At 71.4% G+C, this 14,801-nt stretch carries 16 protein-coding genes; 8 read left to right on the top strand and 8 right to left on the bottom strand.

Annotation, left to right across the window (positions count from 1 at the left end; translation table 11 throughout):
* Nucleotides 1-82: 82 nt before the first annotated feature.
* Complete coding sequence (locus AC0VXQ_RS00970; protein WP_475528791.1) at nucleotides 83-1,390, top strand: ISL3 family transposase; 1,308 nt, start codon at nucleotides 83-85, stop codon at nucleotides 1,388-1,390.
* On the opposite strand, the gene AC0VXQ_RS00965 is transcribed toward AC0VXQ_RS00970, so the two are convergent.
* Nucleotides 1,373-1,546, bottom strand: coding sequence for a hypothetical protein (locus tag AC0VXQ_RS00965; protein ID WP_165590123.1), 174 nt, complete (start codon nucleotides 1,544-1,546; stop codon nucleotides 1,373-1,375). The two genes, AC0VXQ_RS00970 and AC0VXQ_RS00965, sit on opposite strands and share 18 nt — an antisense overlap.
* A gap of 419 nt (nucleotides 1,547-1,965) precedes the next feature.
* Between AC0VXQ_RS00965 and AC0VXQ_RS00960 the strand changes: the two genes are divergently transcribed.
* From AC0VXQ_RS00960 to AC0VXQ_RS00950, 3 genes are all read left to right on the top strand, one after another.
* Nucleotides 1,966-2,886: an AEC family transporter gene (locus AC0VXQ_RS00960; protein ID WP_224800025.1), complete on the top strand. Its 921-nt coding sequence runs from the start codon at nucleotides 1,966-1,968 to the stop codon at nucleotides 2,884-2,886.
* Between the two features lie 229 nt (nucleotides 2,887-3,115).
* Nucleotides 3,116-3,784 carry a GntR family transcriptional regulator gene (locus tag AC0VXQ_RS00955; RefSeq protein ID WP_475528788.1) on the top strand — a complete coding sequence of 223 codons (669 nt, stop codon included), beginning with the start codon at nucleotides 3,116-3,118 and terminating at the stop codon, nucleotides 3,782-3,784.
* A 134-nt stretch (nucleotides 3,785-3,918) separates the two neighbouring features.
* A complete protein-coding gene (locus AC0VXQ_RS00950; protein ID WP_318247409.1) occupies nucleotides 3,919-5,355 on the top strand; it encodes an MFS transporter in 1,437 nt (478 codons plus the stop codon).
* Nucleotides 5,356-5,601: 246 nt separating this feature from the next.
* Here the strand turns inward: AC0VXQ_RS00950 and AC0VXQ_RS00945 are convergent, their stop codons facing one another.
* Together AC0VXQ_RS00945 and AC0VXQ_RS00940 are read right to left on the bottom strand one after the other, a co-directional pair.
* Complete coding sequence (locus AC0VXQ_RS00945; protein ID WP_058731491.1) at nucleotides 5,602-6,549, bottom strand: phosphoglycerate dehydrogenase; 948 nt, start codon at nucleotides 6,547-6,549, stop codon at nucleotides 5,602-5,604.
* Between the two features lie 36 nt (nucleotides 6,550-6,585).
* On the bottom strand, nucleotides 6,586-7,107 hold the full coding sequence (locus AC0VXQ_RS00940; protein ID WP_058731490.1) for an SRPBCC family protein: 522 nt from the start codon (nucleotides 7,105-7,107) through the stop codon (nucleotides 6,586-6,588).
* 70 nt (nucleotides 7,108-7,177) lie between these two features.
* Between AC0VXQ_RS00940 and AC0VXQ_RS00935 the strand changes: the two genes are divergently transcribed.
* Together AC0VXQ_RS00935 and AC0VXQ_RS00930 are read left to right on the top strand one after the other, a co-directional pair.
* On the top strand, nucleotides 7,178-7,495 hold the full coding sequence (locus AC0VXQ_RS00935; protein ID WP_058731489.1) for a putative quinol monooxygenase: 318 nt from the start codon (nucleotides 7,178-7,180) through the stop codon (nucleotides 7,493-7,495).
* A 7-nt stretch (nucleotides 7,496-7,502) separates the two neighbouring features.
* A complete protein-coding gene (locus AC0VXQ_RS00930; protein ID WP_224800024.1) occupies nucleotides 7,503-8,432 on the top strand; it encodes an NUDIX hydrolase in 930 nt (309 codons plus the stop codon).
* Between the two features lie 215 nt (nucleotides 8,433-8,647).
* On the opposite strand, the gene AC0VXQ_RS00925 is transcribed toward AC0VXQ_RS00930, so the two are convergent.
* The 3 genes from AC0VXQ_RS00925 to AC0VXQ_RS00915 form a co-directional block, all read right to left on the bottom strand.
* Nucleotides 8,648-9,277 carry a superoxide dismutase gene (locus AC0VXQ_RS00925; protein WP_358293383.1) on the bottom strand — a complete coding sequence of 210 codons (630 nt, stop codon included), beginning with the start codon at nucleotides 9,275-9,277 and terminating at the stop codon, nucleotides 8,648-8,650.
* A 126-nt stretch (nucleotides 9,278-9,403) separates the two neighbouring features.
* Nucleotides 9,404-9,877, bottom strand: coding sequence for a hypothetical protein (locus AC0VXQ_RS00920; protein WP_129358073.1), 474 nt, complete (start codon nucleotides 9,875-9,877; stop codon nucleotides 9,404-9,406).
* A 260-nt stretch (nucleotides 9,878-10,137) separates the two neighbouring features.
* The gene (locus tag AC0VXQ_RS00915; protein ID WP_058731485.1) at nucleotides 10,138-11,826 is read right to left on the bottom strand and encodes an AbgT family transporter; all 1,689 of its coding nucleotides are present in this window, start codon (nucleotides 11,824-11,826) and stop codon (nucleotides 10,138-10,140) included.
* A gap of 194 nt (nucleotides 11,827-12,020) precedes the next feature.
* Between AC0VXQ_RS00915 and AC0VXQ_RS00910 the strand changes: the two genes are divergently transcribed.
* Nucleotides 12,021-12,701 carry an AzlC family ABC transporter permease gene (locus AC0VXQ_RS00910; protein ID WP_058731484.1) on the top strand — a complete coding sequence of 227 codons (681 nt, stop codon included), beginning with the start codon at nucleotides 12,021-12,023 and terminating at the stop codon, nucleotides 12,699-12,701.
* On the top strand, nucleotides 12,698-13,090 hold the full coding sequence (locus AC0VXQ_RS00905) for an AzlD domain-containing protein (protein ID WP_129358075.1): 393 nt from the start codon (nucleotides 12,698-12,700) through the stop codon (nucleotides 13,088-13,090). The genes AC0VXQ_RS00910 and AC0VXQ_RS00905 overlap by 4 nt, the downstream gene beginning before the upstream one ends.
* A gap of 22 nt (nucleotides 13,091-13,112) precedes the next feature.
* Here the strand turns inward: AC0VXQ_RS00905 and AC0VXQ_RS00900 are convergent, their stop codons facing one another.
* On the bottom strand, nucleotides 13,113-14,150 hold the full coding sequence (locus AC0VXQ_RS00900; protein WP_475528782.1) for an amino acid permease: 1,038 nt from the start codon (nucleotides 14,148-14,150) through the stop codon (nucleotides 13,113-13,115).
* Nucleotides 14,123-14,647 carry an amino acid permease gene (locus AC0VXQ_RS00895; protein ID WP_217995744.1) on the bottom strand — a complete coding sequence of 175 codons (525 nt, stop codon included), beginning with the start codon at nucleotides 14,645-14,647 and terminating at the stop codon, nucleotides 14,123-14,125. The genes AC0VXQ_RS00900 and AC0VXQ_RS00895 overlap by 28 nt, the downstream gene beginning before the upstream one ends.
* Nucleotides 14,648-14,801 lie beyond the last annotated feature (154 nt).

Here is a 14,801-nt window from a genome sequence, read left to right as displayed (position 1 = left end):
GGCCGGCGCGTCGCTGCCTGGGTGAGGGTCGAGGCCTCCCGATGATGGAAGTTCCTACACTACCCATCCGGAAGACCCCGACATGCCCCACGATACCTTCGCCACCCCTGACCTGACCGTGTTCTGCCGACTTGATGAGCTCGGCCTCATAGCCGTGGGCCAGCACATCGAACCGGACCGTGCGGTCCTGGAGTGCCGCGTTGCCGAGCCGGATCCGTGGTGCCGCGGCTGCGGCAGCCAGGCACTGTCCCGAGGCACGGATGCCCGATACCTGGCGCACGAGCCGTTCGGACACCGACCCACCACGCTGCTGGTCCGCGTCCGCCGATACGCGTGCCCCGGGTGCGGGCGGTCCTGGCGTGAAGACCTCACCCAGGCCGCGCCCGCACGAGCGAGGCTGTCTCGCGGCGGGATGCGGTGGGCGCTGGAGGCCATCGTGATCGAGCACCTCACCGTCTCGCGCGCCGCTGCCGGCCTGGGCGTGTCCTGGCACACCGCGAACACCGCGATCCTCACCGCGGGCAAACGCCGCCTGATCGACGCACCGGGCCGGTTCGACGGTGTCCGAGTGCTCGGCGTCGACGAGCATGTCTGGCGGCATACCCGCCGCGGCGACAAGTACGTGACCGTCATCATCGACCTGACACCGGTCCGTGAGAGAACGGGACCTGCCAGGCTGCTGGACATGGTCGAGGGACGCTCGAAGGCGGTGTTCAAGACCTGGCTCGCGGATCGGCCGCGGACCTGGCGAGACGGTGTCGAAATCGTCGCGATGGACGGGTTCACCGGGTTCAAGACCGCCTCCGTCGAAGAGCTGCCTGCGGCGGTGACGGTGATGGATCCCTTCCACGTCGTGAGGCTGGCCGGTGACGCGCTCGATGGGTGCCGCCGCCGCGTCCAGCGCGATGCGTTCGGGCGGCGCGGGAGGAAGAATGATCCGCTCTACACGGCGCGTCGTACCCTGCACACCGGTGCCGGCTTGCTCACCGAGAAGCAACAAGCCCGCCTTGAAGCGCTGTTCGCCGATGAGCGACATGCCGAGGTCGAGGCGACCTGGGGCATCTACCAGCGGATGGTCACCGCATATCGGGAACCCGACCGGGGTCTGGGGAGGTTCGCCATGCAGCAGCTCATCGACTCACTCGCCAGCGGGGTCCCGACCCCGCTCGTCGAGCTGCGCAAGCTCGGCCGGACGCTGAAGCAACGCGCCGCTGACATTCTCGCGTTCTTCGACCGACCTGTCACCAGCAACGGTCCTACGGAGGCCGTCAACGGGCGGCTCGAACACCTTCGCGGCTCCGCTCTGGGCTTCCGCAACCTCACCCACTACATCGCTCGGTCGCTGCTCGAAGCCGGAGGGTTCAGACCCGCGCTACACCCTCATTCGTGAAGAGCCGACAATCCGCGGATCACCCCAGGGAACGACCTTCCTGAACAGTCGATGATCGATCGGTTCGACACCTTTCTTCTTGCACACCCGATTCCTGATGATGATGGCCGCGGCGCAGATGAAGGTGAGCGCATCGAACCAGCCCAGGTCCATCACGCCCCTTCCATCTCTTGGCGCCGCGAGGCCTCGCCAGGAAAGCGCCTGACCTCAGGAGCGAACAACGAACCCGGGGTTCTCTGCAGAAGATCCGGCAACAAGATCATCCTCCGTCGCCCTGGAAGGCGCATCCGAACGCAGCGTACGTCGTCACTCTTCGACACTGGCATGTCGGCCCTGGTCATCAGTGCTGAGAGACATGGTACGGGTCTGGGACTCTTCAGGGTAGGTCGTCCTCTCCAGGAGGAAACCGACACCGGCGTCTGAGACCCGGCGCAGTCAGGACCCGAGGACGGGGCAGCGCGGGAAGCGGCATCGCGCCTCCCTCTCAACGCGGCAGCAGGCCCACACCCCGCGCCCCTAGACTCGAGGGCGAGGAGCCGACGTCGCCGCGCTCACCAGGAGGAAAGGGGCCGCCCATGCTCGGGGTGCTCGAGGGGTTCGCGATCATCGGCGTCGTCGTCGGCATCGGCTACACCGTGGAGCGCTCCGGGGTGCTCGGCAAAGGCGCCGGATGGCAGCTGAACCGCTTCGCCTTCTTCGTGGCCCTGCCCGCCCTGATGTTCACCACCCTGGCCGGCACGGACCTGCACGTCATCTTCTCCGGGCGCCTGCCGGTGGCCGCGATCAGCTTCGCCGCGATGGCAGGCCTCTACGCGCTGGTCGCCGGACTCATCCTGCGCCGCGGGGTGGCCCGGGTGACCGTCGGCGCCGTCGGGGCCGGGCTGCTCAACGCCAACAACATGGGCCTGCCGGTGGCCACCTACATCTTCGGGGACCCGGCCCAGGTCGCCCCGATCCTGCTGTTCCAGCTGATCTTCGCCACGCCGCTGTGCCTGGCCGTGCTCGACGTCGTCTCCCGCGGGCAGGTGAGGCTGAGGACCATCGCCACCCAGCCGCTGCGCAACCCCCTGATCCTCGGCTCGGCGGCCGGGATCATCGTGAACCTGCTGGGGCTTCCGGTCCCCGACGTCGTGCACGAGCCGCTGCGCCTGCTCGGCGGGGCCGGCATCCCGCTGATCCTGGTGGCCTTCGGCATGTCCCTGCGCGGCAGCCGACCGCTCGCCGTGCCGGGCCAGCGGACGGAGACCCTGCTGGCCGTGGGCCTGAAGGTCGCGATGATGCCGGTGGCGGCCTACCTCCTGGGCCGCTTCGCCTTCCACCTGGCCCCGCACGACCTGTTCGCCGCGACCGTCCTGGGTGGGCTGCCGACTGCGCAGAACCTGTTCAACTTCGCCTCCCGGTACGACCAGCAGGTCTCCCTGGCCCGGGACATCGTGCTGCTGTCCACCCTCGCCTCGGTCCCCGCCCTGCTGGTCATCTCAGCCCGCATGGCCTGACGCCGCGGGGCATCGCCTGCCGGCGGCCGGGCCCCTCAGCGTCCCGGCTCCAGGGCCCCGCACCCAGGGGCCGCACCCAGGGCCGCGGAACCGGCCGGACAGCGGAGGCGATCCCGTCGGTGAGGCGGGGGTTGCTTCGCGGCGCGATGAGACTATGATGCAACTTGTATCTAAGTTGTGCTCGTGAGGCTCACCAGACCTCGTCGGGCCGATCCCCCGGAAGGCTCCCATGACCGCCCAGACCGCTCCCGCCCACCCCACCGGCGCCTCCGCGGCGGACCTGGTGTACCAGCACGTCAAGACCCGCATCCTCGAGCACGACCTCGAGGGCGGGGAGCTGATCTCCGAAGGCGAGATCGCCGCGGCGCTGGAGGTCTCCCGCACCCCGGTGCGCGAGGGATTCATCCGCCTGCAGACCGAAGGGTGGATGACCCTCTACCCCAAGCGCGGCGCCCTGATCCGGCAGGTCGGCCCCCACGAGATCCGCGACGTCGTGCAGGCCCGGATCATGGTGGAATCCCACGCGGTGCGCCAGATCGTGGCCGCCGAGGAGCAGGAGCAGGTGGCCGCGGAGCTGGCCGAGATCCTGGACCGGCAGGACGCCGCCCGCCGCGCCGAGGACCACGACGACTTCGTCGCCACCGACGCCCAGTTCCACCAGCACCTGGTGGCCTCCGCCGGCAATCAGCTGATCACCACCTTCTACCTCAGCCTCGCGGACCGGCAGCGGCGCATGTCCGCCCGCGCCGTCTGGCGCGACGACCGTCGCTCCGCCACCGTGCTGGCGGGACACCGGAACCTGCTCGACGCCGTGCGGGCCGGGGACCCGGGAGCCTTCGAGACCGCGCTGACCGAGCACCTGACCACCGTGCACGAGCGCCTGCTCGGCGCCCCGTAATCCCCGCCCCGAACCCCGAGCCCTGCCGTCTTCCGGGACGGCGCCCCCGCACTTCCCGCGCCGCCCGCGCGGGACCCGGCCGCCGACGTCGTCGGCCATCCCCCACCGCACCGCCGCACCGAAAGGAAACCCGCGTGTCCGCCGAGACCGCCGCCACCACCCACGACGTCACCGCCGCCGCGACGCCGCCGGCCGATCCCCAGACCGGTGCCGCCGCCCACGACGCGGCCGACGGCGCCCGCCCCGCCGGCACCGCCCGCCCCGAGCTGAACCACCCCGCCACCTCGGCCAACGCCGTCGTGCCCGTGGGTGCGGCCCGCCCGCGCATCCCGCACTGGCTGAAGGTCGCCGCCGCGCTGTTCGCCGTGGCCTGGGGCGGCAACCAGTTCACCCCGCTGCTGATCATGTACAAGGACCTGGATGGGCTGTCCACCGGCGCGGTGGACGTGCTGCTCGGCGCCTACGTGCTGGGCATCATCCCCGCCCTGCTGATCGGCGGCCCGATGTCCGACAGGTACGGTCGGCGCCCCCTGATGGTCCCGGCCCCGGTGCTGGCGATGATCGCCTCCATCCTGCTGGGAGTGGGGACCTCCTCCCCCGCCGTGCTGTTCCTCGGCCGCATCTTCTCCGGCCTGGCCCTGGGCCTGGTGATGGTCGTGGGCGGCTCCTGGATCAAGGAGCTCTCCGGCGCACCCTACGACCCCGAGGCCGACGAGTCCGCCGGCGCCCGCCGCTCCTCCATGGCCCTGACCGCCGGCTTCGGCCTCGGGGCGGCGGTGGCCGCGGCACTGGCGCAGTTCGGCCCCCTGCAGGCCCAGACCCCGTACCTGGTGCACCTGCTCGTCACCGCGATCGGCTTCCTGATGGTGCTGCGCGCCCCGGAGACCCACGCCCGCCAGGCCACCCCGGCGCCGCTGGCCGAGGACCTGAAGATCCCGGCCGCCACGCACCGGCGGTTCCTGTGGGTCGTGGTGCCGATGGCGCCGTGGGTCTTCGGCTGCGCCGGCTGCGCCTACGCGGTGCTGCCCGGGCTGATGGGCTCGCGCACCCACGGGCTCGACGTCGGCTTCTCCGGGCTGCTGTGCCTGATCGCCCTGGGATTCGGCATCGGCATCCAGTCCGTCGGCAAGAAGCTGGATGACCCGGGCTCCGCCCGCGGCGTGGTGGTGGGCCTGGCCGCGACCGTGCCCAGCATGGGCCTGGCCGCCTGGGCCGCCGCGACCCACGACCCCGCCGTCGCCATCCTGGCCGCGGCCGCCCTGGGGCTGGCCTACGGGATGCTGCTGGTCTCCGGGCTGCAGGAGGTGCAGCGCATCGCCGGACCGGAGGACCTGGCCGGGCTGACCGCCGTGTACTACTCCCTGACCTACCTGGGCTTCTTCATCCCGGCGACCCTGGCCATGCTCAACACGTGGCTGACCTACCCGCTGATGTTCGCCGGCGGGTCCGTGGTGGCGCTGCTGTGCCTGGGGATCGCGGTGGCCTTCTACCGCCGTCACCTGCCCGCCGCCCAGGCCCCGCGCACGATGTCGGTCCCGGCCGCCGGCGCCCCGGAGGCCACGGCGCGCTGAGCCGCCGGGGGGTCTGGTCGCGTCGGCGTCCCCGTTGACGTCGACGTCGGCGAGGCGGCGCTCTCGTTCCCACCCCTCCGCGAGACGGCGCATCCGTTCCCGGAAATCGCGTTTTCGGGAACGAATGCGCCGTCTCGCGTGAGAAGGGTGCCCGTGCAGGGAACGAGAGCGCCGGGTCGTTGCAGAGGGGCGCCCGCGTAGGGAACGAGAGCGCCGTCTCGCGGAAGTGGGACCCGGCGTCGGCGGCTACATGCGGTTGCGGAACTCGCCGTCGCCGCGCAGGGCCTTCAGGTTGTGCCCGATCAGCTCCTCCGCGCCCACCGGGCGCCCGCCGGCCGCGTGCGGGGTGATGATCAGGTGCGGGGCGCCCCACAGGGGGTCCTCGGCCGGCAGCGGCTCGGTCTTGGCGACGTCGATCGCGGCCCCCGCGATCCGCCCCTCCTCCAGGGCCTCGATCAGCGCGGCCTCGTCCACGGTGGACCCGCGGCCGACGTTGACCACGTAGGCGGTATCCGGGAGGGTCTTCAGCACCGCTGCGTCGAGGGAATCCGCGGTGGCCTCACCGGAGGGCAGGATCATGACCAGCAGGTCCGTGCGGGCCAGCAGCTCGTTCTTCTCCTCGGTGGCCACCACCGGATACCCCGCGCGCTCCCCCGTGGAGCGGGCGATGCCGGAGACCTTCGCGCCCAGGGCCGTGAACAGCGGTGCGAGGGTCTGCCCGATGGAGCCGAAGCCCCAGATGGTCACGTGCGCGTCGAGCAGGGTGGTGATCGGCGCGCCCTCCGGGTGCAGCGGCTGCGCCCCGCCAAGCTCCGAGGCCCACTCGCGGCGCTCCTGGCGCCTGGCGAGCTCGGGCAGGAAGCGGACCAGGGACAGGGACAGCGCCAGGGCGTGCTCGGAGACGGTCCGGTCGTGCAGGCCGATGCCGGCGCAGACCACCACATCCTCGCCGAAGCCGGCCTTCTTGATCTGGTCCGGCCCGGCCAGCAGCGCCTGGATGAGCTTCAGGTCGGTCAGGCGCTGTGCGGCGTCGGCGAGCTGGTCGTCGGTGTTGCCCCAGACCACCAGGACCTCGGCGTCGGCGTCCTCCTCGCGCACCGGCTGCGTGGGGTCGTACCCGGCGACGACGTCGCCCGGCTCCAGGGGCAGCGTCTGCGCATCCAGCTCGATGGACATGGGCAGCAGGATCTTCATGGGTGCTCCTTCTGATTCGGGTGGGCCGCCGAGAGGTCAGCCGCGTGGCGGGAAGGTCCGGTGCAGGCGGGCCAGGGACAGGGCGATGGAGCGGCGGTTGCGGGCGAATCCGCCGTCGAGTCGATACAGCGGGGCCAGGGGGAGGCCGAGCACGCGGGCCGCCGCGGCGTCGAAGGTGCAGCGCACGGTGATCGCCTCCGCGCTGTCCCCCTCCGGGTCCCCCGCGGGGAGGATCTCCCAGGCCCAGGTGTGCCCGCCGGGCATGACCCACGCGAAGGTCCGCTCGGGCTCCCGGCGGATGACGGTGGCGCGCATCCGGTAGGGGATGCCGTATAGGCGCATGCGCTGCACGGTGCTCTGCCCGACCTCCGGAGCCTCCGGGCCGTCGATCAGCCCGCGGACGTTCCCGCCGCCGTCGAGCTCGGCGTGGCGCCGCGGCCGGGACACCAGATCCCAGACCTGCGAAGCCTCCACCCCCGGCAGCACGGTCTGGGCGCTGACGACGTCGCGGTGGGTCGGCAGGAAGTGGACCAGCGGCGCGGGTGTGGCGGTGCTCATGCGCCCCATTGTCCCACGGGCCGGGCGTGCCACGATGGAAGGAGACCATCACCGACCCGAGGAGGACCCCATGATCTCGATCGTCGTCCGCTTCCCCGTGAAGCCCGAGCACGCCGACACCTGGATGGAGCACGTCCGGGAGTTCACCGAAGCCACCCGCGCGGAACCCGGCAACAAGTGGTTCCTGTGGAACCGCAGCGTCGAGGACCCCAACGAGTACGTCCTGCTGGAGGCCTTCGAAGACGACGCCGCCGAGGCCCACGTGAACTCCGAGCACTTCCAGAAGGCCATGAAGGACCTGTACCCGCTGATCACCCAGACGCCCAAGATCATCTCCCGGCAGGTCGACGGCGACGGCTGGGACGAGATGGGCGAGCTGAAGAAGTAGCGAAGCTGTGAGCGATGAGGCGGGGACGGCGCCCGGCTTGGCCGGGGCAGGTGGGCCGGTCGGGGCGGCGTCGGCCCCGGTGCAGCTGGCCGTCTCCACGGTGATCCTGGCTCTGCGGCCCGACGAGGCTGCGGCCGGGGTTGCTGAGGCTGGTGCTGCCGGGACCGGGGGCGAGGCGGCCGATGCCGCGGCGTCGGCGTCCGATACCGGCGCGGCCGGGGCTGGGTCCGCGGCGGCCGACGGTCGGCTGCGGCTGTGGCTGCCGCTGGTGCGGCGCATCCGCGCGCCCTACCGCGGGCTGTTCGCCCTGCCCGGCGGCCCCCTGCCCCCGGAGCTGTCCCTCGAGGAGGCCGCGGCCTCCATGCTGCGGGACGCGACCGGGCTGGTTCCCGGCTACCTGGAGCAGCTCTACGCCTTCGGTCGGGTGCACCGGGGACAGGCCCGCGCCCCGGGGGACGATGCCGAGGCGGCGTCGGGCTCCCCGGCGGCGGTGGCGTCGGCCTCTGAGGAGGAGGACGCCGCGGCCGAGCGCGTGGTCTCGGTGGTGTACTGGGCGTCGGTGCCCTCCGCGCAGGCGGCCCAGGTGCTCGAGGAGGAGAACGTGCGGTGGTTCCCCGTGGACCGGCTGCCGCGCCTGGCCTTCGACCACCGGGAGATCGTGGACTACGCGCTCACGCGGCTGCGCGCCAAGGTGGAGTACTCGCGGGTCGCGCACTCCTTCCTCGACGAGGAGTTCACGCTGGCGCAGCTGCGCGAGGTCTACGAGGCGATCCTGGGACGGGCCCTGGACCCGGCGAACTTCCGACGCCGGGTGGCCGCCTCCCGTGCCGTCATCGACACCGGCCGACGCCTGACCGGCACCCCTCATCGCCCCCCGCGGCTGTACCGCTACGACGACTCCCTGGCCTTCGCCGACTCCGCCCCGCCCCCGCAGTAACCCGGCCGACGCCGCGGGTACCGGTCACTGCCGTCAGCCGCCATTGACCCCGGCGCTCACCCGCCGGACCGGATCGTGCGTCCGGTGCCGGATCATCCGGCCCACGCTGCACGATCCGGTCCGCCCCCCTTTAACGAACGAAGCCCCGTCCCACCGAGCGCGCGGCTCGGCGGGGCGGGGCTCCGACGTCGTCACGGGGACTGAACGCGGGGACCTTACGGAACGATCAGGCCCTGGGTCTGGGTGCGGGCGCGGTCGAAGCGCTGCTGCACGTCAGCCCAGTTCACGATGTTCCAGAAGGCCTTGACGTAGTCCGGCTTGACGTTCTGGTAGTCCAGGTAGAAGGCGTGCTCCCACATGTCCAGCTGCAGGATCGGGGTCTGCGCCAGCGGGATGTTGCCGGCCTGCTGGTCGTACATCTGGAACAGGTTCAGGCGCTGCCCGATGGAGTCCCAGGCGAGCACGGCCCAGCCGGAGCCCTGGATGCCGGTGGCGGTGGCGGTGAACTGGCTCTTGAACGCGTCGAAGGAGCCGAAGAAGTCGTCGATCGCCGCGGCGAGCTCACCGGTGGGCTTGTCGCCGCCGTCCGGGGAGAGGTTGTTCCAGAAGATGGAGTGGTTGACGTGGCCGCCGAGGTTGAAGGCGAGGTCCTTCTCCAGCTGGTTCACGAACGCGAGGTCGCCGTTGGCGCGGGCCTCCTCGAGCTTCTGCAGCCCGGCGTTGGCGCCCTTGACGTAGGTGGCGTGGTGCTTGTCGTGGTGCAGCTCCATGATCCGCGCGGAGATGTGCGGCTCGAGGGCGGCGTAGTCGTACGGGAGATCGGGAAGCGTGTACTGGACAGCCATGTCGATCCTTTCGGTGATCCAGCTTATAGAACCGCCTCCCAGGCTAGCGCCGCCGCCCGCGCTCCACCAGGGCCCCCGGGGGCTTCCGCCACCAGCGGAAGGTGTCCCGGGATGACGACGGCGCCCTCAGCGCGTCCCGCTCGGCGCCCCGATGCGGAACCCGCCCATCCGATACGAGGAGTGCAGGCACAGCACCGCGAGCGCGGTGGGCAGCAGCAGGATGAGCTGCTCCGGCAGCGGGCGGGCGAAGTACCAGCCGTTCCCGGTGAGCACGCCGAGGAGCAGGAGCAGGCCGATCATGAAGCTCGCCGTGGGATGCCCGGTCATCTTCCACCACGGCCGCGGCAGGTTCGACTCATCCGACGCGCGGAAGATGCGGGTCAGCAGATAGGCACCCGCGCACCACAGGACCCACAGCGTGATCTGGTCCGCCCAGACCGATCCGGTCCAGGCCGTGAGCGTCCTCGCCGCCGCGTCCGCCAGCACCCCGACCATCACCACCAGCACCGTTTTGAGGATCGGCGAGCGCACACACCACCGGAACGGATCCTCCACGGGGAAGTCATGCCCGGCGTCCGGAGTGCTCGCTTCTGCTCCCATGCGCACCAGGCTAACCATGACGACGGCGCCCCGGGTCTCGCCCACCCGGCACCGACCCGGCGCATCCGTTCCCGCACCCCACGCTCCCGACGCCGACCCGGCGCATCCGTTCCCGAAAAACCGATTTTCGGGAACGGATGCGCCGGGTCGCGGAAGGGGTGGGAACGAAAGCGCCGCCTCGCCTCGGAGAAGGCGCCCGGGTGGGAACGAAAGCCCCGCCTCGCGTCGGCGAGGACGCCGGAGTCGGACCGACGCCCGGCTCACCCGCCGATCATGATGCCGGCGCCCGGGCCCAGGGGCAGGTCGAAGAAGTAGAAGACGCACAGGACGATGAACCACCCGATCCAGAACAGGATCGCGAAGGGCACCAGCCGGGCCATCACGGTGCCCAGGCCGGCCTTCGGCTCGTACTTGCGCAGCATGGTCAGGATGATCACCAGGTAGGGCGACAGCGGGGTGACCACCTGGGTCGCGGAGTCGCCGATGCGGAACGCGGCCTGCACGAAGGCCGGTTCGTACCCGAGCAGTCCGAACATCGGCACGAACACCGCCGCCATCAGCGTCCACATCCCGGAGCCGGAGGTGATGAACAGGTTCAGCAGCGAGCACAGCAGGATGAACAGCACCACGATCGGAAAGCCGGTGATCCCCGCGTCCTGCAGCCCGGTGGCGAGCTTGACGGCGGTCCAGGAGCCGATCCCGGACCAGTTGAACAGGGCCACGAACTGCCCGAGGACGAAGGCGATGACGAGGAACGGGATGAGGTCCTTCAGCGCCAGGCCCATGATGGTCGGCACGTCCTTCATGCCGCGCACCACCCCGGCCACGCGCCCGTAGACGTACCCGCCCACCGCGAACAGCGCGAAGATGATGAACACCAGCGAGTCCATGAGCGGTGACTTGGGGAGGAATCCGCCGTCGTCGTTGCGCCACGGGGAGGCCGGCAGCAGCGCGAACACGATCATCGCGATCCCGACGACGGCCAGGGCGACGGCGCCCCACACCAGTCCCTTCTTCTCCTGCGCGGTGACGGGCCCGGTCTGGTCGAACTGGTCCGCGGGGACGAAGGCGTCCTCCCCGCCGACGGCGCGCATCTGCCGGGTGGTGGGCTGGGCGGGATCCACCGGGTCGCCGCTCTCCTCCTGGGGGACCTGCTGCCGGTTCAGGCGCGGCTCGAGCACCTTGTCGATCAGCCACCCGCAGATGACGGTGAGCACCAGGGACGAGGCGATGTTGAACCAGTAGTTGGACAGCGGGGTGACGGTGGTGGCGGTCTGGGCGACCTGGGGGACGTTGGGCATCACGGCGTTGGTGATCCCGGCGAACAGCGCATCCAGGGTGGTGGGCAGCACCGCCGTCGAGAACCCGGCGTTGACGGCCGCGAAGCCGCCCAGGAGCCCGGCGACCGGGTGGCGACCGACGGCCTTGAAGGCGAGGGCGGCCAGCGGCGGGACGACGAGGAAGGAGGAGTCCGCCATGATCGAGGCGGACACGCCCACGAACGCGACGGCGTAGGGCAGCAGCCAGCGCGGGGCGTTGCCGATGCCCAGGCGGATGGCGGTGGAGAGGAAGCCGGTCTTGTCCGCGATGCCGATGCCGAGCAGGATCGTGGCGACGGTGACCAGCGGCGGGAATCCGATGTAGTTGTCCCCGATGGTGGAGGTGAACCAGGCGATGCCCTCCCCGGTGAACAGGCCCTTGATGGCGAGCTTCTCGTCGGAGCCGGGCATGGTGACCTCGGCCCCGCTCAGGGCCATGACGGTGGAGATGGCGCCGGTGATCAGGAACAGGATGATGAACAGGGTGAAGGGCTCGGGCAGCTTGTTACCGAGCTTCTCCACGGCGGTGAGCAGACGGTCTCCGGCCCCGCGGGTGGGGGCGGTCTGCGCGGTGTCGGTGTCGGCCATGGCGATCTCCGGGTCTCGGCGGGTGCGTGCGATGTGGCTCACGACCCTACCGCCTGCGGATCACGAGCAGGTGACGGCGCGGTATCGGGGCCGGAGCCTGGATCGGGGCCGGGCGGCGTCGCCCCGATGTGACGGCGGCCAGTGGATATAGCACGATACGAAATATGAGATCCGTGCCCAGCTCCGGCCGACCGTGGTTCCCGGCGGTCGCTCCTGCCCAGCGCAGGGAGTGCGCGGTGATCGGGGTGACCCTGGTGGCTGTGGGCCTGTCCTACGGGGCGCTGTCCCAGGCCTCGGGCTTCCCCCTGTGGCAGACGGTGATGCTCGCGGCTCTGGCGATCGGCGGTGTCGCGGAGCTGACCTTCGTCGGGGTGGTGGCCGCCGGCGGCGCCCCGATCCTGGCGGTGCTGGGCGGCCTGCTGGTGAACTCCCGGAACTTCGCCTTCGGGCTGAGCATCGGCGAGTACGCTCCGCGGGGTGTGCGCCAGTACCTGGCGGCGCACCTGGCCAATGACGAGACGGCGGCCTTCGCGCGCCCAGGGGCGGATCGCACCGAGCGGTGGCAGCGCTTCGTCCTGATGGCGGTGGTCCTGTTCCCGGCATGGGTGGGCGGCGCCGCCCTGGGCCAGCTGCTGGGATCGGTGGTGGACGCGGACCGGCTGGGGCTGGACGCGGCCTTCCCGGTGATCCTGTTCTGCCTGGTGGTTCAGGATCTGCGCAGCCCCTTCCTGGGGGTGACGGCGGCCGGCGGCGCGCTGCTGGCGGTGGCGGCCACCCCCGTGCTCCCGCTGGGGCTGGGGGCCGTGGCTTCGCTGCTGGCCCTGATCCCGGCGGCCGCCTTCCTGAAGGCGCGCGCCCGACGTCGTCGGCGGCCGGGCGGCGGGGATGGCAGTGAGACGGCGGGAGGTGCGGCATGAGCCCGGCGGCGTTCCTGGCGGCCCTGGCGGGCCTGGCGGGCGGCACCTACCTGATGCGGATCCTGGGGGTGAAGATCGGCGCGCTGTCCGCCCGCACGACGGCGCAGGAGGACGAGGCCGAACCCGCCCGGGAGACCGCGACCGCGGTGTCCCCGCACGAGCTGAGCCAGTCACCGGCGCGGCTGTGGATGGACCGGGCGACGGTGGTGCTGATCGTGGCGGTGGCGGCCACGACCATGCTCTTCGAGGGCCAGGAGGTCGTGGGTTCGGCGCGGATCATCGGGGCGGGCACGGGGATCCTGGCGGCCCTGCTCAAGGCCCCGATGCTGGCCTGCGTGGTCCTGGCGATGGCCGTCTGCGCGGGCCTGCGAGCGCTGGGAGTGGCGTGAGCCCGGGAGCCGACGGCGCGGGTCAGCCGACCGCCGCCTCCCCCGCTTCTCCGCTCCCCGTCTCCGCGCGGCGTCGGGCCCTGCCCACCAGGAACCAGGTGAGGTAGCAGATCGCGACGAAGGGGACCGTCCAGAACAGGGCGGGCCGCTGCTCCGGGTCCAGCACGATCAGCACGCAGGAGGCGGCGGTCAGGACCAGCGCCAGCACCGGGACCACCGGGTAGCCGGGAGTGCGGTAGGGCAGGTCCTCCAGGCGACCGCCCGCGGCGAGGTAGCGACATCGGAACACGAGCTGGCAGGCGCAGATCGCCACCCACACCAGCGTCACCGCCAACCCGGAGATGGAGACCAGCACCAGGTACACGCTGCCGGGAGCGAGCACCGAGGAGAGCAGGGTCAGCAGTCCTCCCACCAGGCTCACGAGGGTCGCCCGCACCGGCACCCCGCGGCCGGTGGTGACGCCGAGGAAGCGCGGCACCATGCCCTGCTGGGCCAGCGACCAGAGCATGCGGGTTGAGGCATACAGCCCGGAGTTGGCGGCGGAGAGGATGGCGGTGAGGATCACCAGGTTCATGACGTCCGCGGCATACGGGACGCCGATCCGCTGCAGCACGGTGACGAACGGGCTCTCCACGACCCCGGCATCCCGGTACGGGATCAGCGCGGCGATCACGGTGATCGCCCCGAGGAAGAAGACCACGAGCCGCCAGAGGGCCGCGCGGATCGCCCGCGGCACCGCCTGCCGTGGATTCTGCGCCTCCCCCGCGGTGACGCCGATCAGCTCGGTCCCGGAGTACGCGAAGTCCACGGCGAGCATCGTCGTGAACACGATGGGCAGGCCGTGGGGGAACCAGCCGTCGGCGGTGAGCTCGGAAAAGAACGGCGCCGCAGAGCCGTCGTGCAGCGGCAGCAGGCCGACCATCGCCGCCGCCCCGAGCAGGATGAATGCGACGATCGCCACCACCTTGACCCCGGCCAGCCAGGATTCCGTGCGCCCGAAGATGCGCACCGAGCACAGGTTGATCCCGGCGATCAGCAGGATCGACGCCGCGGAGAACACCCACACCGGAACCTGCGGCAGCCACCGCTGCAGATCAGCCCGGAGGCCGTGAACTCGCTGCCCAGGGCCACCGTCCAGGTCAGCCAGTACAGCACGGCGACGGTGAATCCCGTGCCCGGGCCGAGGAATCGGGTGGCGTAGACGTGGAAGGAGCCGGTCCACGGCATCGCGGTGGACAGCTCCCCGAGGCACATCATCACGAGGTAGACCAGCACCGCACCCACCCCGTAGGCCAGGATGGTGCCGGCCGGGCCGGCCTGGGAGATGGTGTACCCGGAGCTGAGGAACAGGCCCGTGCCGACCACCCCGCCTAGGGAGATCATCAGCAGGTGCCGCTGGGTCATCCCGCGGTGCAGGGCCGTCCCCTCCCCCGGGGCCGCCGCCTCAGGGGCCGCCTCCCCCGGCCCGACCGGATCGGACATCGGCGTCGCGCCCGCGATCTCTGGGGCGCTGACTCCCGACGACCCGGCCCCCTCGGGGGCCCGCTCTGAGCTCATCCTGCTCTCCGTTCCCCGAACCTGCCTGTCCCTCCGCCGCGCCGATCTCCGGCTCGGCTGCCTGCCGCCGACGCGCTGCGGACTCACGGCGGACTCACGGCGAACGCACCGCGGACTCGCGGCGGGACGATCCGGGCGGCATCGGCGTAGGGTG

The sequence above is a fragment of the Rothia sp. QJM3NY_36 genome (genome assembly GCF_056173115.1).
The sequence above is the reverse complement of the archived record's forward strand: the minus strand, read 5'-3'. Positions and strand labels throughout refer to the sequence as shown.

What these genes read in the sequence shown, in the direction of transcription:
- AC0VXQ_RS00970 (WP_475528791.1), top strand. Translation starts at nt 83, where the DNA reads ATGCCCCACGATACCTTCGCCACCCCTGACCTGACCGTGTTCTGCCGA.
- AC0VXQ_RS00960 (WP_224800025.1), top strand. Translation starts at nt 1,966, where the DNA reads ATGCTCGGGGTGCTCGAGGGGTTCGCGATCATCGGCGTCGTCGTCGGC.
- AC0VXQ_RS00955 (WP_475528788.1), top strand. Translation starts at nt 3,116, where the DNA reads ATGACCGCCCAGACCGCTCCCGCCCACCCCACCGGCGCCTCCGCGGCG.
- AC0VXQ_RS00945 (WP_058731491.1), bottom strand. Translation starts at nt 6,549, where the DNA reads ATGAAGATCCTGCTGCCCATGTCCATCGAGCTGGATGCGCAGACGCTG.
- AC0VXQ_RS00940 (WP_058731490.1), bottom strand. Translation starts at nt 7,107, where the DNA reads ATGAGCACCGCCACACCCGCGCCGCTGGTCCACTTCCTGCCGACCCAC.
- AC0VXQ_RS00935 (WP_058731489.1), top strand. Translation starts at nt 7,178, where the DNA reads ATGATCTCGATCGTCGTCCGCTTCCCCGTGAAGCCCGAGCACGCCGAC.
- AC0VXQ_RS00925 (WP_358293383.1), bottom strand. Translation starts at nt 9,277, where the DNA reads ATGGCTGTCCAGTACACGCTTCCCGATCTCCCGTACGACTACGCCGCC.
- AC0VXQ_RS00920 (WP_129358073.1), bottom strand. Translation starts at nt 9,877, where the DNA reads ATGGGAGCAGAAGCGAGCACTCCGGACGCCGGGCATGACTTCCCCGTG.
- AC0VXQ_RS00905 (WP_129358075.1), top strand. Translation starts at nt 12,698, where the DNA reads ATGAGCCCGGCGGCGTTCCTGGCGGCCCTGGCGGGCCTGGCGGGCGGC.
- AC0VXQ_RS00895 (WP_217995744.1), bottom strand. Translation starts at nt 14,647, where the DNA reads ATGAGCTCAGAGCGGGCCCCCGAGGGGGCCGGGTCGTCGGGAGTCAGC.